This is a genomic window from Streptomyces novaecaesareae (genome assembly GCF_000716875.1).
Lineage (GTDB): Bacteria > Actinomycetota > Actinomycetes > Streptomycetales > Streptomycetaceae > Kitasatospora > Kitasatospora novaecaesareae.
In genome coordinates, this window is record NZ_JNWQ01000001.1 from 24,583 (window position 1) to 46,784 (window position 22,202).

Consider the following 22,202-nt stretch of genomic DNA (forward strand, 5'->3'; position numbering starts at 1 on the left):
GTCCGGGGCCGCGTTGTCCGGACCCGCCGGTGCCGCCGCACCCGGTGCGGTGCTGTCCAGGTTGTTCGCGCCGCTGGTGGCCGGTGTCACGTACGCGCGACTGCTGCACCTGATCGTCGGGTGGATCTTCGTGGGCGTGTTGGTGATGATCTACCCCGGGACGTACGGGCTCGGCCTCGGCGAGATCCTGTCGGAGAGCATCGTGCTGGACTCCGTGCTGCTGGCGCTGGTCGCCCTGATCCCCGCGGCGCGGCGGGCCGAGGGCGTGCAGGCGCGGCTGCTGCTGGTGCCCGACCGCGAGGAGGACATCGCCACCGAGCCCTCCCGGACCTGGGCCGACCGGCGGCGGACGGCCGGCTGGCTGATCGGGCGGGTCGCGCTCGGTTCGGTCGTCGGGTTCGCGACGGCCCTCGGTCTCAACTCCGGCATCGGGCTGCTGGTCGGTCCGGACGGGCTGCGGTACCTCCCGTTCGCCCCGCCGGCCGCGTTCGCCTTCGGCTGGTTCCTGGTCTACGCCGGACGACTCCAACTCGCCATGGCCGTACGGCTGCTGGGCCCGTCCCCGGCGGAGCGGCTGGCGGAGGCGGAGCTGCGGGCCGAACGGCTGCTGGAGCGCAACCGGTTGGCCCGCGAGCTGCACGATTCGATCGGCCACGCGCTGACGGTGACGGTCCTTCAGGCCGGGGCGGCCCGCGAGGTCGGGGACCCGGCCTTCCTCGCCAAGGCGCTCGAAGTCATCGAGGAGACCGGGCGGCAGGCCATGGACGACCTCGAACGCACCCTCGTCCTGCTGCGCGACACCCCGGCCGGGGCGAACGGCGTGGCCACCGAACAGCCCGGCATCGACCAGCTGCCCGCGCTGTTCGACACCGTCCGCGCGGCCGGCAGCCCGGTCGAGGCGCGGATCGAGGTGCCCGCCGGCGCGCTGCCCGGGGTGCTCTCCCGCGAGTCGTACCGGATCGTCCAGGAGGGTGTCACCAACGCGCTCAAGTACGCGCCCGGCGAGCCCGTCGAGGTCCGGATCGCCGTACGGGCGGGGCAGTTGGAGCTGTGTTGCGCCAACCGGCTGCCCGGCGGCGGGGTTCGGCCCCCGGCGGGCGGGACGCGGCCGGCGTCGGGCGGCGCGCGCAAGGGCGGCAAGGGCCTGCGCGGCATCCGCGAACGCGCCACGCTGCTCGGCGGGGAGGCGGCGGCGGGGGCGGCGGATGACGGGAGCGGGGAGTGGGTGCTGAACGTGCGGCTGCCCCTACGCTTGGGCTCGTGACGAACGATCTTGTGGTGGACGGTCCGACCAGGGGCGCGACGGGCATGACGGACATCCTGCTCGCCGACGACGAGGAGCTGGTCCGGGCCGGCCTGCGAGCTGTCCTGGAGGCGCAGGGGGACCTGCGGGTGGTCGGCGAGGCGGCCGACGGTGCGGAGGCGGTCGCCCGGGCACGCGAGCTGCGACCGGACGTCGTGCTGATGGACGTCCGGATGCCGGTGATGGACGGACTGGCGGCCACCCGCGAGCTGCTGCGCCCCGGCGCCCCGGGGGAGCGCCCGCCACGGATCCTGGTCGTCACCACCTTCGAGAACGACGACTACGTCTACCAGGCGCTGCGCGCGGGTGCCGACGGCTTCCTGCTCAAGCGCTCCCGCCCGGCCGAGATCGCCCACGCGGTACGGCTGGCGGCGGCGGGCGAGTCGCTGCTGTTCCCGGCCGCGATCCGCCGCCTGGCGGCCGGGCACGGCAACCCGACCGCCCGCGCGGCCATGGACCGGGCGGCGCTGACCGAACGCGAGGCGGAGGTGCTGCGGCTGGTCGCCCGCGGCCTCAGCAACGGGGAGATCGCCGAGCAACTGTTCCTCGGCGTGCAGACGGTGAAGACGCACGTCAGCAGCGTGCTGGCGAAGCTGGGTGCGCGGGACCGCACCCAGGCGGTGATCGCCGCATACGAGTCGGGGTTCGTCGAGCCTTCGGAGTAGGCCCTGACGAGGATGTGGGCGGCCGGGCGGTCGGGTGGTCGGCGGATGGACGGTCGGGCGGTCGGACCGTCGGGTGGTCGGGCGGTTGGGCGGGGAGTCAGGCCGGGTAGGCGTGGGTCTGGGTGGCCTTGACCGAGGCCCAGACCGCGACGCCGGGCGCCAGCTCCAGCTCCGCGACGGCCGCCGGGGTGAGGTCGACGGCCATCGGCAGGTCGCCGGACAAATCGGCGCGGACCCGGTCGCCGTGCAGGTCCAGGCCGGTGACCTCGGCCTTCCACAGGTTGCGCGCGCTGGACTGCGGGCGCTCCCGGTAGAGGGTCACGGCGGAGGGCGGGAAGGCGACGAACGCCGGCCCGTCCAACTCCTCGGTGGTGGCCAGGACGGTGCCGTCCGGGAGCGTGACCTGCGTGCCCTCGGCCCGGCCCTGGTACAGGTTCAGCCCGACCAGGCGGGCGATGTAGTCGGTGCGCGGCCGCCGGGCGACCTCCGCCGGGCTGCCGGACTGCACCTCGATCCCGTGCTCGATCACGACCAGCCGGTCGGCCAGCACCATCGCGTCCAGCGGGTCGTGCGTCACCAGCACCGCCACCGCCTCGAACTCGGCCAGGTGGCGGCGCAGTTGGGCCCGTACGTCGAGCCGGGTGCGGGCGTCCAGCGCGGCCAGCGGCTCGTCCAGCAGGAGCAGCCGGGGGCGGACGGCGAGCGCCCGGGCCAGTGCCACCCGCTGCGCCTGGCCGCCGGAGAGCCGGCCGGGGCGGACCGCGGCGTGGTCGGCCAGGCCCATCCGCTCCAGCCAGGTGGCCGCCTCGGCCCGGGCGGCGCGCTTGGGGTGGCCCTGGCACCGCGGGCCGAAGGCGACGTTGTCGAGCGCGCTGAGGTGCGGGAACAGCAGGTAGTCCTGGAACACCACGCCGACCGGCCGCTCCTCGGCGGGGGTGTGCACGCGCTGCTCCGGGGCTTCCAGGAGGCGGCCGTCCAGGCGCAGGTGGCCCCCGGTGAGCGGCAGCAGCCCGGCGAGGGCGCGCAGAGCGGTGGACTTGCCGGCGCCGTTGGGGCCGAGCAGGGCGACCACCTCGCCGGGGGCGGCGGTGAGGGCGAGGTCGAGGGTGAACGCGGGGCGGTCGACCCGCAGTCGGGCGTCGAGGGCCTGGCCGGTGGTGTTCTCGGTGCTCATCGGGTCGGCGTCCAGGTGTCCGAGGGGGTGCCGGAGGAGAGGGTGCTGGGGGGGTGGTCACGGGGTGGACAGCCAGCGGTCGCGCAGGCCGACCAGCATCGCGACGGAGACCACCAGCAGTACCAGCGACAGCGCGATCGCGGCCTGCGGGTCGGACTCCATGGCCAGGTAGACGGCCAGCGGCATGGTCTGGGTACGGCCGGGGAAGTTACCCGCGAAGGTGATCGTCGCGCCGAACTCGCCGAGCGCTCGGGCCCAGGCGAGGACGGCCCCGGCGGCGATCCCCGGGGCGATCATCGGCAGGGTGACCCGCCGGAACGCGGTCAGCCGGGAGGCGCCCAGGGTCGCCGCCGCCTCCTCGAAGCGGGGGTCGGCGGCCCGCAGCGCGCCCTCGACGCTGATCACCAGGAACGGCATCGCCACGAAGGTCTCGGCGATCACCACGCCGGTGGTGGTGAACGGCAGGGTGATGCCGAAGGCCGAGTCCAGCCAGGAGCCGACGATGCCGCGCCGACCGAGCACCAGCAGCAGCGCCACACCGCCGACCACCGGCGGCAGGACCAGCGGCAGGGTGACCAGCGCCCGGATCACCCGTCGCCCCGGCAGCTCCGTCCGGGCGAGCAGCCAGGCCAGCGGGACGCCGAGGACCAGCGACACCGCGGTGGCCGCCGTCGCGCTGATCAGCGACAGGCGCAGCGCGTCCCAGACGGCGGTGCTGGTGAGCTGCTCGGACAGGCCGCTCCAGGGCGCCCGGATCAGCAGGCCGACCAGCGGCAGGATCAGGAACGCCAGCCCGAGCAGCGCCGGGAGCAGCAGGGTGACCGGGACGCGGTGCGCCCGCGGGCGGGGCCGGCGGCGCGGCAGGACCCTCGTGGGTCCCGCCGCCCCGTCGGTCGGGCGGTCGGCTGCGCGGTCGGTCGGGCGGTCGGCTGCGCGGTCGGTCGGGCGGTCGGCTGCGCGGTCGTCGTCGGAGCCGGTGGTGCGGTCGCTCACGGGGCCTGGAAGCCCGCCGCGGTCAGCACCTGCGTGGCCTCGGGCGACTCGACGTACGCGACGAAGGCGGCGGCGCCGTCCTTGTTCGGCGCCTTGGCGAGCGCGGCGATCGGGTAGTCGTTCACGGCCTTGGCGGCCTCGGGGAAGTCCACACCGTCGATCTTCGCAGCATCGGCCTGCACATCGGTCTTGTACACCAGAGAGGCGTCGACCTCGCCGAGTTCGACCTTGGTGAGCGCGCCCTTGACGTCCTGCTCCAGGGTGACCGGGGTGAGGTCGAGGCCGGCGGCCTTGAGCGCGGTCTGGGCGGCGGCGCCGCACGGCACCTCCTTCGCGCACAGCGCGACCTTCACCCCGGAGGCGGTGAGGTCCTTGAGGCCCGCGATGTGCTTGGGGTTGCCCTTGGGGACGGCGATGGTGAGCGTGTTCCTGACGAAGGTCGCCGGCTGGCCGCTCGCGCCGCCCGCGTCCGTCACGGTCTTCATGGTGGCCGGGCTGGCGGCGGCGAACACGTCCGCCGGGGCACCGGAGTTGATGCTGGTCGCGAGGCTGGAGCTGCCGCCGAAGTTGAAGGTGACCTTGGCACCCGGGTTGGCGGCCTCGAACTTCTTGCCGAGCTCGGTGAAGGTCTCCTTGAGCGAGGCGGCGGCGAAGACGGTGATCGTGCCACCGACCTTCGGGACGCCGCTGCCGCCTGCGGGGGCGGAGGCGTTCGGGGAGGCGGGCGCGTTCGAGGCCGTGGAACCGGAGGACTTGCCGCCGTCGCTGCCACAGGCGGTGACCCCGAGGCTGAGGGCGAGGGCCGCAGCGGCGGCGACGGCGAATCTGCGGGTGGTGCCGGTGGTTCGGGTGCTCATCGGTGCTTCCCCTCCGGGGTGCGCGCCGGAAGGGGCGCGGGAGCTTGCCGCAGGTGCGGGCATTACGGCGATCATAGTGCCGCAAATGCGAGCGATAAATCCTCTGTCGCTTCGCACAGGCGGGGGCTGCCATGGGCCTCGGGCCTGCTGTGGGATGGCTCAAACGGGCCTGGAGGGGCGGCCGAAGCTGCGGCTACGGCGAATCTGCGGGTGGTGGGGCGCGGGTCGTGGGGGGCGCGGGCCGTGGCGGGGCGCGGGCCGTGGGGGGCGTGCGGAAAATGCTTCGCGCCGGGGACGGCCGAGCGGCCAGAGTGGGGCCCGTCCGTACACCCGGCCGGGCCGCGCAGGTGCGCCGCCACGGCCGAGCCAAGGGGAGGAGTCCGCCCATGTCCACGCTGCGCGTCACCGCCGAGAAGCTGACCGTCCTGGAGCACCCGAACGCCGATGCTCTGGAGCTCGCCCAGGTCGGCCTCTACCGGGCGGTGGTCGCGAAAGGCGTGTACCGGACCGGAGACCACGCCGTCTACATCCCCGAACAGTCCGTCCTCCCCGAGGAGTTGATCGAGGAGCTGGGCCTGACCGGCAAGCTGGCCGGCTCCCGGGCGAACCGGGTGAAGGCGGTACGGCTGCGCGGCGAGCTGTCCCAGGGCATCGTCTGCCGGCCCGCCGCGCTCGCCGACACCGACCTGGCCGCCGCGGCCGACCACGGCGTGGACTTCGCGGAACTGCTCGGGGTGGTCAAGTGGCAGCCGCCGGTGCCGACGTCGATGAGCGGCGTCGCCGTCAGCGCCCCGGACCTGCTGCCCTGGGTCGACATCGAGAACCTCAAGCGCTACCCCGACGTCTTCGAGCCGGGCGAGCCCGTCGTGCTGACCGAGAAGCTGCACGGCAGTTGCTGCCTCGTGACGTACACCGCCGCCACGGGCGAGGTACAGGTGTCGTCCAAGGGGATCGGCGCGCAGGGGCTGGCGCTGGTCGAGGACGAGCGCAACCTGTACTGGCGGGCGGTGCGCGCGTACGACATGCCGGCGGTGGCGGCCCGGCTGGCGGAGCGCCTCGGCGCCGAGCGGATCGGCATCTTCGGCGAGGTCTTCGGCGAGGGCGTGCAGGACCTGAGCTACGGTGCCTCCGCGCGCACCGAGCGGCCCGGCTACGCGGCGTTCGACGTGTCGGCCGTCGTGGACGGGCGGCTGAGCTGGCTGTCCGCGGCCGAACTGCTGGACGGCGAACTGCCGTTGGTGCCCGAACTGTGGCGCGGGCCGTTCGACCCGGAGACCGTGCTGGGGCACGCCAAGGGCAAGGAGGCCCTCTCCGGGCGCGAACTCCACCTGCGCGAGGGCGTGGTGGTGCGGCCGGTGACCGAGCGCTGGAGCCCGGTGCTCGGCGGGCGGGCGATCGCCAAGGTGGTCAGCGACGCCTACCTGACGCGCAAGGGCGGCACCGAGTACGAGTAGGACGAACTGCTTCCGACGATGACTACCCGTCAGTAGAGTTGGCGGTGCGCATCCCTGTGCAGAAGGAGTCGTCCATGGCCACCGAAACCGCGATACCCGGACCGGCCGGCAATCCGCTGGTCGGATCGCTGTTCGACCTCACTCGCCGCCCACTGCGCACCTACCTCGCGGCCCGTCGCGACCACGGGGACGTGGTGCGGTTCCAGGCCGGCCCGCCCGGACTGCGGGCCGACTTCTACGCGGTGTTCTCCCCGGAGGGCGTCCAGCAGGTGCTGGGCGGCGAGGCGGCCAACTTCCGTAAGGAGAACGCCTTCTACGACGAGCTGCGGACCAGCGTCGGCAACGGGCTGCTGACCAGCCAGGACGACGACTACCAGCGCCAGCGCCGGCTGGTCCAGCCGCTGTTCACCCGCCGCCGGGTGGACGGCTACGCGGCCGCGATCGCCCAGGAGGTGGACTCGCTCGCCGAGCGCTGGCGGGCGGTGCCGGGCGGGGTGGTGGACGCGGCGGAGGAGATGTCGCGGTTCGCGCTGCGGACGGTCGCGCGGATCCTCTTCGGCGCGGACGTCGAGGAGGCGGTGGCGGTGGTCAACCGCAGCTTCCCGGTGCTCGGCGAGTACATCAAGGAGCGCGGGTTCTCCCCGGTCCGCATCCCGCGCACCTGGCCGACCCCGGGCAACCGGCGCGGCCTGGAGGCGCAGCGGGCGCTGTACGAGGTCTGCGACCGGATCATCGCCGACCGGGCCACGCGCGGGGGCGGCGACGAGGACGCGGACGACCTGCTCACGCTCCTCGGGCGGGCCCGCGGGGAGAACGGCGAGCGGCTGGATCCGGCCGAACTCCGGGACCAGGTCCTGGTGTTCCTGCTCGCCGGGCACGAGACCACGGCGACCTCGCTGTCCTTCGCGCTCCACCTGCTGGCCAAGCACCCCGGGCACCGGAAACTCGCCCGGGAGGAGGCGCGGACCGTCCTGGCCGGGCGGGCGCCGACCGCGGCGGACCTGGAGGCGCTGCCGTACCTCACCCGGGTGCTGAAGGAGGCGATGCGGCTCTACCCGGCGGCGTCGCTGGTCGGCCGACGGGCGGTCGCCGAGACGGTCATCGACGGGTACGTCATCCCGGCGGGTGCGCAGGTCGTGGTGGCGCCGCTGGTCACCCACCGGCACCCCGACCACTGGGCGGAACCGGAGCGCTTCGACCCGGACCGCTTCCTGCCGGAGGAGGAGAAGGCCCGGCACCGCTACGCCTGGTTCCCGTTCGGGGGCGGGCCGCGGGCGTGCATCGGGCAGCACTTCTCGATGCTGGAAGCGGTGCTGACCCTCGGGGTGCTGCTGCGGGACTTCGACGTGGAGGCGGTGGACGGGCGGGTGGCGCTCGCCCAGGGGATCACGCTGCGGGCGGCGAGCCCGATGCGGATCCGGGTGACGGCTGACAGCTGACAGCTGACAGCTGAGAGCTGACAGCTGACAGGTTTCAGCGTTCAGAGTTCAGCGGACAGATGACAGATTTCAAACTCTGTCGTCTGTCCGCTGTTCGTTGTGCGCTGCCTGCTGCCTGCTGCCTGCTGCCTGCTGCCTGCCGCCTGCCGTCCGGGCACAGGACCGGGTCATTCGAACACATCGCCCCGCGCCCGCGGGCAGCTTTTCAGATCTTCGGGTAACAGTTTCCGGCCCCTCGATAGCGTCCCACGCACCCCAGGCCGGAAGCGCACATGTAGCTGGCATATGACAGAGCCGCTCACATGGAGTCCGCCCGGCCCGGGGAGCCCGGGCGCACCGCGTACCGCCCCGGGCCCGACCGGTCGACCGGAGGTCCCATGGGCACCCTCAACCAACTCGGCCTCGGCTGGCTGACCCCGGCCCTCTCCTACCTGATGGCCTGCGCCGGGGCTGCCCTGGGGCTGCGCTGCACGCTGCGCGGTCTGGTCGTGAGCGGCGCCACCCGGCGGAACTGGCTGGTCACCGCCGCCGCCGCCGCGATCGGCTCCGGCATCTGGACCATGCACTTCGTCGCCATGTTCGGCTTCACCGTCGACGGCACCGAGCTGCGCTACGACGTGCCGCTGACCGTCCTCAGCCTCGTGGTCGCGGTCCTGGTCACCGGCCTCGGCCTGACGGTGGTCTGCTACGGCCGGCACCGCGGCCTCGCTCTGCTGGCGGGCGGCGTCACCACCGGCCTCGGCGTCGCCGCGATGCACTACCTGGGCATGGCCGCCGTACGGATGCACGGCGGTCTGCGCTACGACGCCGGGACGGTCGTGCTGTCCGTGCTGGTCGCGGTCGGTGCCGCCACCGCCGCGCTCTGGGCCGCCGTCACCGTCCGCAACGTGTACGCGGCCGCGGCTGTGGCGATGGCCATGGGCCTGGCCGTCAGCTGCATGCACTACACGGGCATGGCCGCCGTCCACGTCCGGCTGGAGCCCGCCAGGACCGGGCTCGACGGAGCCGGTCCGATGGAGTTCGTCTTCCCGCTCGCGGTCGGCCTCGGCTCCTTCCTCTTCCTCGCCTCGGCCTTCGTCGCGCTCTCCCCGGCCGCCCAGGAACGGGCCGGCTACCGGGAGGCGGGTGAGCTGTCCGTCGAGGAGTTCCCCATCCCGCCCGTACGCCCCGGGCCCGGCCCTGCGGACTCCGACGTCCCTACCTCCGAAATGCCCCTCACCCATGCGAGATGACCGCGATGCCGCCCCCGGCAGCCGCCGGGGTGCCCATGCCGGCCCGCCCACCCGTCCACCGCGTCCCGGCCCCTGGCTGCGCGGGCTGCACGGTTCTCGCGGGCTCCGCGGGCTGCGCCCCCGGACGGTCCGGGCCCGGATCATCGCGCTGCTGATGGTGCCGGTCGTCTCGGTCATCGCCCTGTGGGGTTTCGCCACCGTGACCGCCGCCCAGGACGTCTGGGGCCTGCTGCGCCAGCGCGATGCCCAGCGCACCGTGCTCACCCCCGTCGCCGAGACGGTGGCCGGGCTGCAGGCGGAGCGCGCTGCCGCCGGACAGCTGCTGGCCACCCCGTCGACCGCCCCCACCGCCGCCCGGGAGAGCGCCCTGCGGGAGGCCGTCGCCACCACCGACCGGGCCGTCACCCCGCTGTTCCCCGACCCCAGGCACCCCGACCAGGGCTACAACCGCGCCGACGCCCAGGGCCTCGGCGGCGACGCCGCGACTCGCCTGGACGCCCTCGCTGCCGCCCTCGCCGCCCTGCCCGAGCTGCGCGGCCGCGCCCTGGCCAGGAGCGTCGGCTGGCCCGAGGCGTACGCCGCGTACGGCGAGGCGGTGGACCGGGCGCTCGCCGCGGCCGGCGCCGTCACCTCGCTGGAGGAGCCCGGCGTGGCCGCCGACGCCCGGACCCTGTCCGAACTGGCCCGCTCCCGCGAGCTGTTGGCCCGCGAGGACGCGCTGCTGCGCGCCGCCCAGCTCTCCGGGGCGCTCGGCGACGAGCAGCTGCGCGAGTTCTCCGGCGCGGCCTTCGCCCGGCGCGCGTTCGAGCAGGGCTCCGCCGCCGACCTTCGCCCCGCGGACCGGGAGGCGCTGCTCGTCGTCACCGGCGGTCAGGACCACCGCGAGTTGGCGGGGTACGAGGAGAAGGTCCGTACGGCCCCGGACGGACGGTCCGCCGTCGCAGCGGTGCCGGCGGACCGGTGGGCTCTGGTCGCCGGGAACGTGGCGAGCGGCCTGCGGGCCGTCGGGGACCGGGCCGGGAGGATCGCCGCCGAGCGCCGAAACCCCTACGCCCTGGGGTTGTTCACCCCGGCCGGGGCGGCGGTGCTGCTCGGCCTGCTGGGCGTGGTGGCCTCGCTGGTGATCTCGGTGCAGATCGGGCGCGGCCTGGTCACCGAGCTGATCGGCCTGCGCAACTCCGCACTTGAGCTGGCCGGTCGCAAACTCCCGGACACCATCCGGAAGTTGCGTGCGGGGGAGGAGGTGGACATCGAGGCCGAGGCGCCGCGGCCGGTGGAGCGCGGCGACGAGATCGGTCAGGTCCACCGGGCACTGGGCACCGTCCAGCGGGCGGCCGTCACGGCGGCGGTCGAACGGGCCGAGGTGCTGTCCGGGGTCTCCGGGGTGTTCGTCAACCTCGCGCGCCGCAGCCAGGTGCTGGTACACCGCCAACTCACCCTGCTGGACGCGATGGAGCGCCGCACCGAGGACCCGTCCGAGCTGGCCGACCTGTTCCGGCTCGACCACCTCACCACCCGGATGCGCCGTCACGCCGAGGGCCTGATCATCCTCTCCGGTGCTGCCCCCGGCCGGGCCTGGCGCAAGCCCGTCCCGCTGGTGGATGTGGTGCGCTCGGCGGTCTCGGAGGTCGAGGAGTACGCCCGGGTCGAGGTGCACCCGCTGCCGCGCGCTGCCGTCGCCGGGCGCGCCGTCGCGGACCTCACGCACCTGGTGGCCGAACTGGTCGAGAACGCCACCGGGTTCTCCCCGCCGCACACCCGGGTGCGTATCCGGGGCGAACGGGTCGGCAACGGTTACGCGTTGGAGATCGAGGACTGCGGCCTCGGCATGGGCCCGGAGGCGCTGGCCGCCGCCAACCGCCGGATCGCCGCCGCCGATCAGGCCGGCCTCTTCGACAGCGACCGGCTCGGCCTGTTCGTGGTCAGCCGGCTCGCCCGGCGGCAGGACGTCAGGGTCTCGCTGGTGACCTCCGCGTACGGCGGCACCACCGCCGTGGTCCTGCTGCCCACCTCGCTGCTGGCCGACGGGGTGGCGGATGACTCGCAGCAACGGTTCGATCCCGTACCGGAGTTGGACGTCGAGCCACCCGAACTGGTCGAGCCGCCCGAACCGTCCGAGTCGGCCGGCGGGGGATCGGTTCAACGGTCCCGTCCGGAGCGGGAGTTCGCCCCCGAGGGCGAGGGGCACCGGTGGGACGGGGAGAGTGATGGACTTCCGGCGGCGGGTGGGCCGCCGCCGGATGGTGGGGCGCTGCTGCCGTTCAACGTCCGGGAGAGCGATCCCGGGCCGGCCCGCCGTACCCCGCTCCGGGCCTCCGGTGCCCGGGCGGACGGCCCGGCTGCGGACGGGGGCCCGGGTGCCGCCCGCCGTCCGCAGTCCGGGCCGCCTAAGCCGTACCGCACGGGCCGGGAGGCGGTGCCGGGCCCCGCACCGGACACCGCACCGGACCTCGCATCGGACACCGCACCGGATCAGGCACCGGATCCGGACTCCGGGTGGATGCCCGGTGGCAGCCAACTCGACGGCAGCCCGGAGGAGTTGCCGCGTCGGACCCGTCAGGCGAGCCTCGTGCCGCAACTGCGCGAGGCCCCGGGCCGACCGGCCCCCGGATCCGGTACGGGCGGCCCCGCGAGCCGTAGCCCCGAGGAGGCGCGTGCGGCGATGGCTGCCTTCCAGCAGGGGTGGGCGCGCGGTCTCGGCCTCCGCCGCGAGGGAGGCCTCGACCGCGAGGGAGGCCTCCACCCCGGCGGGAGCCCGTACGCGAGGACCGGGTGGCACGGGCGACCGGCCGACCACCCGCAGCCGCCGCAACCGCACCACTCCCCGTCCTCGCCCCGACCTGAAGGAGAGCGTCCGTGATCGGCACCACCCACCGCGCGGGGGAGCTGAACTGGCTCCTCGACGAGCTGGTCCAGCGCGCCCCCGAGGTCCGCTTCGCCGTGATGCTCTCCGCCGACGGCCTGGCCATGGGCACCTCCGCTGGTCTGGCACGCGAGGACGGTGACCACCTGGCGGCCGTCGCCTCCGGTTTCCACAGCCTGGCCAAGGGCGCCGGGCGGCACTTCGACGCGGGCGAAGTCCGCCAGACCATGGTCGAGTTGGAGGGTGGCTACCTGCTGGTCGCGGCGGCCGGGGAGGGTACCTGCCTGGCCGTGTTCGCCACCGCCCGGGGCGACCTCGGACTGATCGCCTACGAGATGGCCCGACTCGTCCGCCGGGTCGGGGAACACCTGAATGCCCCACCGCGGGCAGTGGACGGCTGGTGAGCCCGGTGCCCCATCCGTCCCGGGAACGGCCCCCGGAAGGCCCACGGGCAGAGTCCGGTCGGCTACCCCGCAACCCGCTCGCCGCCGCCCAGCGGGCGCGCTGGTACGACGACGAGGCCGGCCCGCTGGTCCGTCCGTACACCATGACCCGGGGGCGCACCGGGGCCGGTGAGCGGTTCGACCTGATCGCCGTGGTCGTCTGCGACCTGCCCGATCCGGCACTCGCCCCGGACGCGCCCGAGCCGCCGGTCGGCCCGGAACAGGCCCGCATCCTCACGCTGTGCCGGGGCACCCCGCTGTCCGTGGCCGAGCTCGCCGCCGACCTCGACCTGCCGGTGGGCGTCGTACGGGTGCTGCTCGGCGACCTGCTGGCGGCCGGGCTCATCCGGGTCAGCCGTCCCGTCCCGCCCGCCCTGCTCCCCGACGAGCGCATCCTCCAGGAGGTCATCCATGGACTCCGCGCACTCTGACCACCTGTCCCACCTGCCCTACGCGTCCCATCCGTCCGCTCCGTTCGACTCCTCCGGGACCGTCGCGGCGGAGGACCCCGACGGCGGTGTGCTCGCGCTCAAGATCCTGGTGGCGGGCGGTTTCGGGGTCGGCAAGACGACGTTGGTCGGCGCGGTCAGCGAGATCCGCCCGCTGCGCACGGAGGAGCGGCTGACCGAGGCCGGGCGCGGGGTGGACGACCTCGACGGCGTGGGGCGCAAGACCACCACCACGGTGGCGATGGACTTCGGCCGGATCACCATCCGCGAGGGCCTGGCGGTCTACCTCTTCGGCACCCCGGGGCAGGACCGGTTCTGGTTCCTCTGGGACGAGTTGGCGCAGGGCGCGCTCGGTGCCGTGGTGCTCGCCGACACCCGTCGTCTGACCGGCTGCTTCCCGGCCGTCGACTTCTTCGAGCATCGGGGCATCCCGTTCGTGGTCGCGGTGAACCGCTTCGCCGGGACTCGGGAGTTCGGGCCGGAGGAGGTCGCCCGCGCTCTGGACCTCGACGCCGGTACGCCCGTGCTGCTCTGCGACGCGCGGCGCCGGTCGTCGGGCAAGGAGGTGCTGATCAACCTGGTCGAACACGCGGGCCGGGTGCACGCCGCCCGGCTGCTCGCGGGGCCGGCGCCGCGCCCACGGGCGGCTGCGCGCCGTCCTCGAACGCGAGCGTCAGCGGGGCTCGGCGTATCGCCTGAGGGGAGCTGTCGGGAGGCGGGCGGCTCCGACGCACCGAGCTGACGGCAAGTCAGCTGATGCGCCGCCCCGGCCCGTACGCTGCGAATCGTGATCGCGTACGAGGACCGCCGCCTGCGTGCCCTGGCCGAGGACGGCCGCTGGCACGAGCTGCTCGCCGCCTACCGGCAGGGCCGGGCGGCCGCCGTGGCCGAGGCGGGGGAGGAGACCGCGGCGGCCCTGACCGCGCCGCTCGGTCACCTGATCGCCTATGCGGCGCCGCCCGAGCTGGCCGTCCGGCTGTTCGACCGGGACGGCGGCGAGGGGACGGTCGCGGGGGTGGCCGACCATGACGCCGGTCCGCTCTGGGAGGTCCTGGCGACCCGGCACTCCTGGCTGCGGCTGGCCCCGCTGCTCGGCCCCGCCCCGGTGCGCCGCCTGGTCGCGCACACCCGGGTGCTGCTCGGCGAGGACCTGTCGTACGGGGCCGAGCCAGACCCCGAGGGCGTGCCGCTGCGGCTGGAGCCGTGGGAGGCGGCGGGCTGGGAGGAGGCGGCGCGGGTGCGCGAGTACCTGCCCGGCGGGGGCGCGCGCGCTGCGCTGCTGACCCTGCCGGCCAGCCGGGAGGGCCTGGGCGAGGTGGAGCTGCCGGCGCCGGTGGTGCGGACGGACGGGCGGCCCGACGGGCAGCGGGTCGCCCGGGCGCTGGACGAGCTGGGCGCGCTCGCTCCCTGGGCGCAGGTGGTCTGTGTCCGCGGCCAGGCCCCGTTGGCGGCCGCCCTGCTGGCGCGGGGCCGACGGGTGGTCGGCGGGTACCTGCCGTTCGCGCTCGCCTACCCGGCGCTGGTGCGCGCCGCCGCCGTGGGCCGGACGCAGGGCTGTGCGCACGGGCGGTTGCGGCTGTGGCGGGCGCTGGCCGCGATGGCCGGGGCGGACGGGCGGGACGGGTTGAGCGGGTCGGACGGGTCGGACGGGTTGGAGCTGGGCGAGGTGAACGCGCTGGTGGACCGGATGCGGTGCTTCACCTGGCACGAGCCGGCCGCCGGGCTGCACCACCTGCACCTCGCGCTGGAGGACCCGGCGAGCGGGGTGGCCTGGGCGGTCAGCGGCTCCCAGGAGCTGTGACGGCCGGAGTCGTGACGGCCTGGGCTGTGACGGTCGAGGGGCCCCGCGAGGTGGCTGGCGGGCCGGGGAACGGAAGAACCCCCGGCCCGGCGCCGTTTCCGGGGGTTGGTGGTGGCGCCGGGTCGGGGGAGTTCGGGGGAGGCCCGTACCGTCGCTCAGGCGGCGGCGGGCGCGGCTGCCTGAGTCGGGACGGCCTCGGGCGCGCCCTCGGATGAGCCCTCGGCCACCTGGCCGCCGGCTCCGTGGCCGTCGACCAGGGTCAGCTCGTCGAACGGCACCTCGCCGGCCAGTACCTGGCGGGCGCGTCCGGCGTCGAGTTCGCCGGTCCAGTGCCCGATCAGGACGGTCGCGACGGCGTTGCCCGCGAAGTTGGTGAGTGCCCGGGCCTCGGACATGAAGCGGTCGATGCCGACGATCAGGCCGACGCCGTCCACCAGTGCGGGCTTGTGCGACTGCAGGCCGCCGGCGAGGGTGGCCAGGCCGGCGCCGGTGACCCCGGCCGCGCCCTTGCTCGCGATCACCATGAACACCAGCAGCGAGAGCTGCTCGCCGATCGACATCGGCTTGTCCATCGCCTCGGAGATGAAGATCGACGCCATGGTGAGGTAGATCGCGGTGCCGTCGAGGTTGAAGCTGTAGCCGGTCGGCACGGTGATGCCGACGACCGGGCGGCTGACGCCCAGGTGCTCCATCTTGGCGATCAGCCGGGGCAGCGCGCTCTCGGAGGAGGAGGTGGAGAGGATCAGCAGGAACTCGCGGCCGAGGTACTTCAGCAGCGCGAACACGTTGATCCCGGTGACCAGGCGCAGCAGCGTGCCCAGCACCACGACGACGAACAGCGCGCAGGTCAGGTAGAAGCCGATCATGATGACCGCGAGGCTCTTCAGTGCCGCCGTGCCGGTGGCACCGACCACGGCCGCCATCGCCCCGAAGGCGCCGATCGGCGCGACCCACATGATCATCGCCATGACCCGGAAGACCAGCTTCTGCACGTGCTCGATCCCGCGCAGCACCGGGGCGCCGACCGGGCCCATCGCCTGCAGGGCGAAGCCGGTGAGCAGCGCGACCAGCAGGGTCTGCAGCACCTTGCCCTGGGTGAGGGCGGAGAACATGGTGTCGGGGATCATCCCGAGCAGGAAGTCGGCGGTGGACTGGGCGCCGCCGGCGGCCGCCTGGGCGTGGCCGGACTTGGCGAGCGCGGCGGTCAGGTGCAGGCCGCCGCCGGGCTCCAGCAGGTTGCCGACGACCAGGCCGATGGCCAGTGCGACGGTCGACATGGCGAGGAAGTAGCCGATGGCGAGGCCGCCGACCTTGCCGACCTTCGCCGCCTTGGTCACCGAGCCGATGCCCAGCACGATGGTGCAGAAGATCACGGGGCTGATCATCATCTTGATCAGGTTGACGAACCCGGTACCGACCGGCTTGAGCTCCACGGCGAAGCCGGGAGCGGCCAGTCCGACCACCACGCCCGCGACCACCGCGGCGATCACGGCGAGGTAGAGGTAGTGGGTCCGGTCCTTGCGTCTGGGTCCCCCCGCCGTTGCGGCTCCAGCGATCGACATCTGCGGCTCCTTCGCCCTGCAGTCCTGGCGGCCCCGGGTGGTGGGCCGCTTCGAACTATCGGCCCGAGAGTGACGGAGGTCACGTTTGCGTTCATAGAGTTCACGATCGGTGCACCCGGGTCGGTCGTACGGACCGTGGTGCACACTGGCTGACATGTCCGAGCGCACCGCCCCCACCCGCTCGCGCCGCCGGTGGCCTCCCCTGCAGCACCGCCTGGTCCGCAGCCTGGCCGGGCAGCTGTTCGTCGTCCAGGTGGTGATCGTCGCCGCGGTCGTCGCGGGCGGCGCGGTGCTCGCCTACCTCTTCACGGCCGACCGCGCCGAGGACGCGGCCCGGCGCGAGGTCACCGCGGTCGCCCACGCCGTCGCGGATTCGCCGTCCGTCCGGGCCGCCGTCGCCGGGCCGGACCCGACCGCGGTGCTCCAGCCGTACGTCGAGCAGGTGCGGGCGGACACCAGGGTCTCCCCGGCGCGGGCGGACACCGGGGTCTCCTTCATCACCGTCATGGACACCGACGGCGTGCGCTGGACCCACCCGCTGCCCGAGCAGATCGGCAAGCGCTACCTCGGGCACATCGACTGGGCGCTCGCCGGGCAGACCCGCAGCGAGACGTACACCGGCACGCTCGGCCCGTCCGTCCGGGTGGTCACACCGGTGTGGGACGACCGGCACCGGGTCGTCGCGCTGGTCAGTGCGGGCATCACGGTCGAGTCGATCTCCGCGCAGCTGAGCAGCCCGCTGCTGGCCCTGGTCGGGGTGGCGGTGGCCGCGCTCGCGCTCGGCGGCGCCGGCACCTACCTCGCCAACTCCCGGCTGCGGCGGCACACTCACGGCATGGGACCGGACGAGCTCAGCCACCTCCACGAGTACCACCAAGCCACGCTGCACTCGGTGCGCGAGGGGCTGATCCTGCTCGACCGCTCGTACCGGGTGGTGCTGTGCAACGACGCCGCCCGCGAACTGCTCGGCCTGGCAGGGGACGTGGACGGACGGGCGGTGGCGGACCTGGGCCTGCCGGAGGCGCTGGTGGCGGCCGTACTGGGCCGGGAACCGGTCCGGGACGAGGTGCACCTGACCGCCGAGCGGGTCGTGGTGCTCAACACCTCCACCATCGGCACCGGTCTCGGCCGGGTCGTCACCCTCCGGGACCACACCGAACTGCAGTCTCTCAGCGGAGAGTTGGACTCCGTACGCGGCTTCACCGAGGCACTCGGCGCGCAGGCGCACGAGGCCGCCAACCGGCTGCACGCGGTCGTCTCGCTGATCGAACTCGGCCGCCACGAGCAGGCGGTGGAGTTCGCCACCGCCGAACTCGAACTCGCCCAGCAGCTCACCGACCGGGTGGTCGCGGCGGTCAGCGAGCCGGTGCTGGCCGCGCTGCTGCTCGGCAAGGCGGCCCAAGCCGCCGAACGGGGCGTGGAGTTGAGCCTCACCGAGGACAGCCGGATCGACGACGGGGTGCTGCCGCCCGGGCTCTCCGCGCGGGACCTGATCACCGTGCTCGGCAACCTGATCGACAACGCCGTGGACGCCGCCATCGCCGGGGCCGCACAGAGCCCCGTCCCACCGGAGGTCACCGTCACGGCGCGGATCGACGGCTGCGGGGGCGCCGACGGTGGTGACCGCGCCGGTGGCGGTAGTGCTGGCGGCGAAGGTGCGGACGGGGACTGCCTGCTGCTGCGGGTCGCCGACACCGGCGCGGGCATCGACCCGGCCGCCGTCGAGGACGTGTTCCGCCGCGGCTGGAGCACCAAGCAGGACGGCCGCGGGCACGGCCTCGGGCTGGCGCTGGTCGCCCAGGCCGCCCGGCGCAACGGCGGCACCGTCGAGGTCGGGCGGGAGCGCGGCGCGGTGCTCACGGTCCGGCTGCCGCTGGCCGGCCGACCGGGCGCGGCGGGGGAGCCGGGCGGGCGTGAGTCACGGGAGCCGAGGGAGTCGGGGGAGCCGGGCGGGCGCGAGCAGGAAGGGGCGCTGGCATGACCCCGCGCGACAGAACCGGGGCGGCCGGGATCTCCGTCCTGGTCGTCGAGGACGACCCGGTCGCGGCCGCCGCCCACACCCTGTACGTGGAGCGCGAACCCGGCTTCCACGCCGCCGGGACGGTCCACAGCTGCGCCGACGCGCTGCGCTTCCTGGACCGCGCCCGCACCGCCGGGGCTCCCGTCGACCTCACCCTGCTCGACCTCTACCTCCCGGACGGCCACGGGCTGCAGCTGTGCCGCACGCTGCGCGCCGCGGGCCACAGCACCGACGTCATCGCGGTGACCTCGGCCCGCGACCTCACCATGGTCCGGCAGGCGGTCTCGGCGGGCGTCGTGCAGTACCTGCTGAAACCGTTCAGCGCCGCCGCCCTGCACGACCGGCTGGAGCGCTACGCCCGCTACCGCGACAGCCTCGGGCGGACCGGCGAGGCGACCGGCCAGGACGAGGTCGACCAGGCGTTCGCCCTGCTCCGCACGCCCGAGCGCACCACCCTGCCCAAGGGGCTGAGCGCGCCCACCCTGGACACCGTCGCCTCGGTGCTGAGGGACGCCGCGACCGGACTCTCGGCGGCCGCCGCGGGCACCGCCGCCGGGGTCTCGCGGATCACCGCGCGGCGTTACCTGGAGCACCTGGTGGACACCGGGCGGGCGGTGCGGGAGCCGCAGTACGGGAACGTGGGGCGGCCGGAGCTCTGCTACCGGTGGAAGGTGGGGTCCTGACCGAGGGGGCCGGGCGGGGCCGGGCAGACCCGGGCGGCCCGGGCAGATTCGGGCGGGCCCGGGGAGGTCTCGGAAGCCCGTGGCGGTGAGGGCGTGACCTTTCGGCGCGGCGGTCGTTGGAGAAGCCGGGGGACGTTCACTCGCTCGGGTGGTTCTGAGGGCCCCGCGGGCATCCCGCCAGGTCAGGGGCGATAAAGTTAGGCTTACCTAACTTCTTCTGGGGGTTGTCGTGTCGATCGCTGCCGTACCCGCCCAGGCCGCCTCCGGAGCCCCGGCCCCGGCCCCGGTTGCCGGTGAGGCCATCCTGCGTCGTCAGCGCGTCCGCGAATCCGCCGCCAGAACGTACGCCCGCTCCTTCCCGATCGTCCCGGTCCGGGCCAACGGCATGACCGTCGAGGGCGCCGACGGGCGGCGCTACCTCGACTGCCTCTCCGGCGCCGGCACGCTCGCGCTCGGCCACAACCACCCGGTGGTGCTGGAGGCCATCCGCCGCACCCTCGACAGCGGCGCCCCGCTGCACCTGCTCGACCTCGCCACCGCCGAGAAGGACGACTTCACCAGCGCACTGTTCGAGAGCCTGCCCGCCGAGTTCGCCGCCCGCGCCCGGGTGCACTTCTGCGGACCGGCCGGCACCGACGCCGTCGAGGCCGCACTCAAGCTGATGCAGACCGCCACCGGCCGCTCCGGCGCGCTCGCCTTCACCGGCGGGTACCACGGCATGACCGCCGGCGCCCTCGCGCTCACCGGCAACGTCGCCGTCAAGGAACCGCTGCCCAGCGGCGGCGAGGTCGTCCGGCTGCCCTACCCGTACGGCTACCGCTGCCCGTTCGGCGTCGGCGGCCAGGCCGGCACCGAACTCGCCGCGACCTACGTCGAGCGGCTGCTGGACGACCCGTCGGGCGGCGTGGTGCCGCCCGCCGCGATGGTCCTGGAGGCCGTCCAGGGCGAGGGCGGCGTGGTGCCCGCCCCCGACGGCTGGCTGCGCGAGATGCGCCGGATCACCGCCGAACGCGGCATCCCGCTGATCGTGGACGAGGTGCAGACCGGCGTCGGCCGCACCGGAGCGATGTGGGCGGTCGAGCACAGCGGCATCGTTCCGGACGCGATGGTGCTCTCCAAGGCCATCGGCGGCAGCCTGCCGCTCGCTGTCGTCGTCTACCGCGAGGACTACGACGGCTGGCGGCCCGGCGCCCACACCGGCACCTTCCGCGGCAACACCCTCGCCATGGCCGCCGGGGCCGCCACGCTGCGCTACGTCGCGGCGCACGGGCTCGCCGAACGCGCGGCCGCGGTCGGCGAGCGGATGGCGGCCCGGCTGCGCGCCCTCGCCGGCGAGCTGCCGGTGATCGGCGACGTGCGCGGGCGGGGCCTGATGCTCGGGGTCGAACTGGTCGACCCGACCGCCGAGGCCGACTCGTGCGGCGCCCACCCGGCGGACCCCGCCCTCGCCGTACGGGTCCGGGAGGCGTGCCTGGAACGCGGGCTGATCGTCGAACTCGGCGGACGCCACGACGCGGTCCTGCGGCTGCTCCCGCCGCTCACCATCACGGACGAGCAGGTGGCGGCGGTGCTGGAGCGGCTGGCGGAGGCGATCGTGGCCGCGGCTGGGGCTGCTGCCGGGGCTGCCGGGGGTGCTGTCGGGGTCGCTGCCGGTGCGGGCGGGGCTGAGCGGTGAGCGGGCTCGGGCCCGGCCCGATCGGGCTACCGGGCGGCGAGGTCGCGGCGGACGCGCTGGCCGGCGGCGCGGGCGGGCCCGGTGCGCTCGGGCCGCTGCTGGCCACCGTCCTGGACGCCCTCGACGCGGGCATCGCCATGCGCTCCGGTCCGCTGCCGGCGGGCAGCCCGGCCGAGATCACCGCACTCGTCGGCGACGCCCTGGCCACCGTCGACGGGCGCGGCGCGCTCGCCCGGCTCACCGAACTCCTCGCCTACGGGGCCGCCGACCCCGCTGACCCGGCCTGCGCCGCACACTTGCACTGCCCGCCGCTCGCCGTCGCCGCCGCGGCCGACCTCGCCGTCAGTGCCCTCAACCCGTCCCAGGACTCCTGGGACCAGGCCCCCGCGGCCACCGCACTGGAAACCGCACTGCTCGCCGAACTCGCCGAGCTGGTCGGCTACGACCCGCAGCGCTCCGCCGGGGTCCTCACCTCCGGCGGCACCGAGTCCAACCTGATGGGGCTCATGCTGGCGCGCGACCAGAAACTCGACGGCATCGTGGAGTTGGACGGGATCCCGGTCGGCGTCCGCCCCTGCATCATCGCCTCCGAGGCCGCGCACTTCTCCGTCCAGCGCGCTGCCGCGCTGCTCGGGCTCGGCGAGCGGGCCGTCCTCCCCGTCCCGGTCGACCGGCAACTCCGGATGCGGGAAAGCGACTTGGAGCGAGCACTGGCCGAGGCCAGCTGGGCCGGCCGGAACCCGATCGCCGTGGTCGCCACCGCCGGCACCACCGACACCGGCGCGATCGACCCGCTGCCCATGGCCGCCGACCTCGCCGGCCGGTACGGCGCCTGGCTGCACGTGGACGCCGCGTACGGCGGCGGGGCCCTGCTCTCCGACCGGCTCGCCCCGCTGCTCGACGGCATCGCGCGCGCCGACTCGGTCTCCCTCGACTGGCACAAACTCGGCTGGCAACCGGCCGCCGCCGGAGTCTTCCTGGTCCGCCGCGCCGAAACGTACGTCTCGCTCGCCCGCCGTGCCGAATACCTCAACCCGGTCGACGACGAGCAGGCCGGCTACCCCAGCCTGCTCGGCCGCTCCCTGCGCACCACCCGCCGCGCTGACGCCTTCAAACTCGCCGTCACCCTGCGCACCCTCGGCCGCGACGGCCTCGGCCGCCTCGTCGACGCCTGCCACGACCTCGCCCACGTCGCCGCCGACGCCGTCCGCGCCGACCCCTCGCTCGAACTCCACGCCGACCCCGTCCTCACCACCCTCCTCTTCCGCTACCGCCCGCCGGGCTTCACGGACGAGGCGGCGCTGGACGAGGTGAACGGGCGGCTGCGGCGGTTGCTGCTGCGGAGCGGCCGGGCGGTGGTGGGGCGGACGGAGCTTCCGGGGGCCGGACCGGGGCGGGTGCGGTTGAAGCTCACGCTGCTCAATCCGCACACGACGGCGGCGGAGGTCGGTGCGCTGTTGCAGGAGGTGGTCGGCGCGGGGCGCAAGGTGGCGGGGGAGCGAGCGGGGTAGCGGTCCGCGGTGTGCCGGTGACTGGGCGGTCGGGCTCGGGGCGGGGGCCGGAGCGGGCCGGGCCGGGCCGGGGTGGGG

The 22,202-nt window shown here is 74.8% G+C and carries 17 protein-coding genes and 1 pseudogene; 14 read left to right on the forward strand and 4 right to left on the reverse strand.

The window, feature by feature from the left end:
* Positions 1-13 precede the first annotated feature (13 nt).
* Positions 14-1,264 carry a sensor histidine kinase gene (locus OP86_RS00130; RefSeq protein WP_234434728.1) on the forward strand — a complete coding sequence of 417 codons (1,251 nt, stop codon included), beginning with the start codon at positions 14-16 and terminating at the stop codon, positions 1,262-1,264.
* A gap of 44 nt (positions 1,265-1,308) precedes the next feature.
* Positions 1,309-1,968, forward strand: coding sequence for a response regulator (locus tag OP86_RS00135; RefSeq protein WP_030056323.1), 660 nt, complete (start codon positions 1,309-1,311; stop codon positions 1,966-1,968).
* A 97-nt stretch (positions 1,969-2,065) separates the two neighbouring features.
* Here OP86_RS00135 and OP86_RS00140 read toward each other — a convergent pair whose 3' ends face one another.
* From OP86_RS00140 to modA, 3 genes are all read right to left on the reverse strand, one after another.
* Complete coding sequence (locus OP86_RS00140; RefSeq protein WP_030056324.1) at positions 2,066-3,142, reverse strand: ABC transporter ATP-binding protein; 1,077 nt, start codon at positions 3,140-3,142, stop codon at positions 2,066-2,068.
* Positions 3,143-3,199: 57 nt separating this feature from the next.
* Positions 3,200-4,006: an ABC transporter permease gene (locus tag OP86_RS00145; protein WP_030056325.1), complete on the reverse strand. Its 807-nt coding sequence runs from the start codon at positions 4,004-4,006 to the stop codon at positions 3,200-3,202.
* Between the two features lie 125 nt (positions 4,007-4,131).
* Positions 4,132-4,992 (reverse strand): molybdate ABC transporter substrate-binding protein, encoded by an 861-nt coding sequence (modA, locus tag OP86_RS00150; protein ID WP_030056326.1) that lies wholly within the window; start codon positions 4,990-4,992, stop codon positions 4,132-4,134.
* A 386-nt stretch (positions 4,993-5,378) separates the two neighbouring features.
* On the opposite strand from modA, the gene OP86_RS00155 reads away from it, so the two are divergent.
* From OP86_RS00155 to OP86_RS00190, 8 genes and pseudogenes are all read left to right on the forward strand, one after another.
* Positions 5,379-6,446 (forward strand): RNA ligase (ATP), encoded by a 1,068-nt coding sequence (locus tag OP86_RS00155; RefSeq protein ID WP_030056327.1) that lies wholly within the window; start codon positions 5,379-5,381, stop codon positions 6,444-6,446.
* 74 nt (positions 6,447-6,520) lie between these two features.
* Positions 6,521-7,885, forward strand: coding sequence for a cytochrome P450 (locus tag OP86_RS00160; protein WP_030056328.1), 1,365 nt, complete (start codon positions 6,521-6,523; stop codon positions 7,883-7,885).
* A gap of 377 nt (positions 7,886-8,262) precedes the next feature.
* Positions 8,263-9,117: an MHYT domain-containing protein gene (locus tag OP86_RS00165; RefSeq protein ID WP_078588324.1), complete on the forward strand. Its 855-nt coding sequence runs from the start codon at positions 8,263-8,265 to the stop codon at positions 9,115-9,117.
* Positions 9,107-11,977 (forward strand): sensor histidine kinase, encoded by a 2,871-nt coding sequence (locus OP86_RS00170; protein ID WP_106973294.1) that lies wholly within the window; start codon positions 9,107-9,109, stop codon positions 11,975-11,977. Before OP86_RS00165 ends, OP86_RS00170 begins: the two co-directional genes overlap by 11 nt.
* Positions 11,974-12,384: a roadblock/LC7 domain-containing protein gene (locus tag OP86_RS00175; protein WP_030056332.1), complete on the forward strand. Its 411-nt coding sequence runs from the start codon at positions 11,974-11,976 to the stop codon at positions 12,382-12,384. Before OP86_RS00170 ends, OP86_RS00175 begins: the two co-directional genes overlap by 4 nt.
* Before the next feature lie 125 nt (positions 12,385-12,509).
* Entirely contained in the window at positions 12,510-12,854 is a 345-nt protein-coding gene (locus OP86_RS34410) for a DUF742 domain-containing protein (protein WP_051829515.1), read from the forward strand.
* A pseudogene (locus OP86_RS00185) lies at positions 12,835-13,491 on the forward strand (GTP-binding protein); the annotation flags it as partial. The gene OP86_RS34410 and the pseudogene OP86_RS00185, both read left to right, overlap by 20 nt.
* Positions 13,492-13,659: 168 nt before the next feature.
* Complete coding sequence (locus tag OP86_RS00190; protein WP_030254482.1) at positions 13,660-14,673, forward strand: hypothetical protein; 1,014 nt, start codon at positions 13,660-13,662, stop codon at positions 14,671-14,673.
* Positions 14,674-14,828: 155 nt separating this feature from the next.
* On the opposite strand, the gene OP86_RS00195 is transcribed toward OP86_RS00190, so the two are convergent.
* Entirely contained in the window at positions 14,829-16,235 is a 1,407-nt protein-coding gene (locus OP86_RS00195) for a cation:dicarboxylate symporter family transporter (protein ID WP_051829491.1), read from the reverse strand.
* 154 nt (positions 16,236-16,389) lie between these two features.
* On the opposite strand from OP86_RS00195, the gene OP86_RS00200 reads away from it, so the two are divergent.
* The 4 genes from OP86_RS00200 to OP86_RS00215 all read left to right on the forward strand — a co-directional run bounded on the left by OP86_RS00200 (position 16,390) and on the right by OP86_RS00215 (position 22,124).
* Positions 16,390-18,216, forward strand: a complete 1,827-nt coding sequence (locus OP86_RS00200) for a sensor histidine kinase (RefSeq protein ID WP_063832257.1) — start codon at positions 16,390-16,392, stop codon at positions 18,214-18,216.
* Positions 18,213-18,938: a response regulator gene (locus OP86_RS00205; RefSeq protein WP_030254473.1), complete on the forward strand. Its 726-nt coding sequence runs from the start codon at positions 18,213-18,215 to the stop codon at positions 18,936-18,938. Before OP86_RS00200 ends, OP86_RS00205 begins: the two co-directional genes overlap by 4 nt.
* 235 nt (positions 18,939-19,173) lie before the next feature.
* Positions 19,174-20,613, forward strand: a complete 1,440-nt coding sequence (locus OP86_RS00210) for a diaminobutyrate--2-oxoglutarate transaminase (protein ID WP_051829516.1) — start codon at positions 19,174-19,176, stop codon at positions 20,611-20,613.
* Positions 20,610-22,124, forward strand: coding sequence for a pyridoxal phosphate-dependent decarboxylase family protein (locus OP86_RS00215; RefSeq protein WP_234434727.1), 1,515 nt, complete (start codon positions 20,610-20,612; stop codon positions 22,122-22,124). Before OP86_RS00210 ends, OP86_RS00215 begins: the two co-directional genes overlap by 4 nt.
* Positions 22,125-22,202: the final 78 nt, after the last annotated feature.

Coding starts and splice junctions, on each gene's coding strand:
- OP86_RS00195 (WP_051829491.1), bottom strand. CDS start 16,235: ATGTCGATCGCTGGAGCCGCAACGGCGGGGGGACCCAGACGCAAGGAC.
- OP86_RS00165 (WP_078588324.1), top strand. CDS start 8,263: ATGGGCACCCTCAACCAACTCGGCCTCGGCTGGCTGACCCCGGCCCTC.
- OP86_RS00160 (WP_030056328.1), top strand. CDS start 6,521: ATGGCCACCGAAACCGCGATACCCGGACCGGCCGGCAATCCGCTGGTC.
- OP86_RS00205 (WP_030254473.1), top strand. CDS start 18,213: ATGACCCCGCGCGACAGAACCGGGGCGGCCGGGATCTCCGTCCTGGTC.
- OP86_RS00170 (WP_106973294.1), top strand. CDS start 9,107: ATGCGAGATGACCGCGATGCCGCCCCCGGCAGCCGCCGGGGTGCCCAT.
- OP86_RS00140 (WP_030056324.1), bottom strand. CDS start 3,142: ATGAGCACCGAGAACACCACCGGCCAGGCCCTCGACGCCCGACTGCGG.
- OP86_RS00200 (WP_063832257.1), top strand. CDS start 16,390: ATGTCCGAGCGCACCGCCCCCACCCGCTCGCGCCGCCGGTGGCCTCCC.
- OP86_RS00135 (WP_030056323.1), top strand. CDS start 1,309: ATGACGGACATCCTGCTCGCCGACGACGAGGAGCTGGTCCGGGCCGGC.
- OP86_RS00155 (WP_030056327.1), top strand. CDS start 5,379: ATGTCCACGCTGCGCGTCACCGCCGAGAAGCTGACCGTCCTGGAGCAC.
- modA (WP_030056326.1), bottom strand. CDS start 4,992: ATGAGCACCCGAACCACCGGCACCACCCGCAGATTCGCCGTCGCCGCC.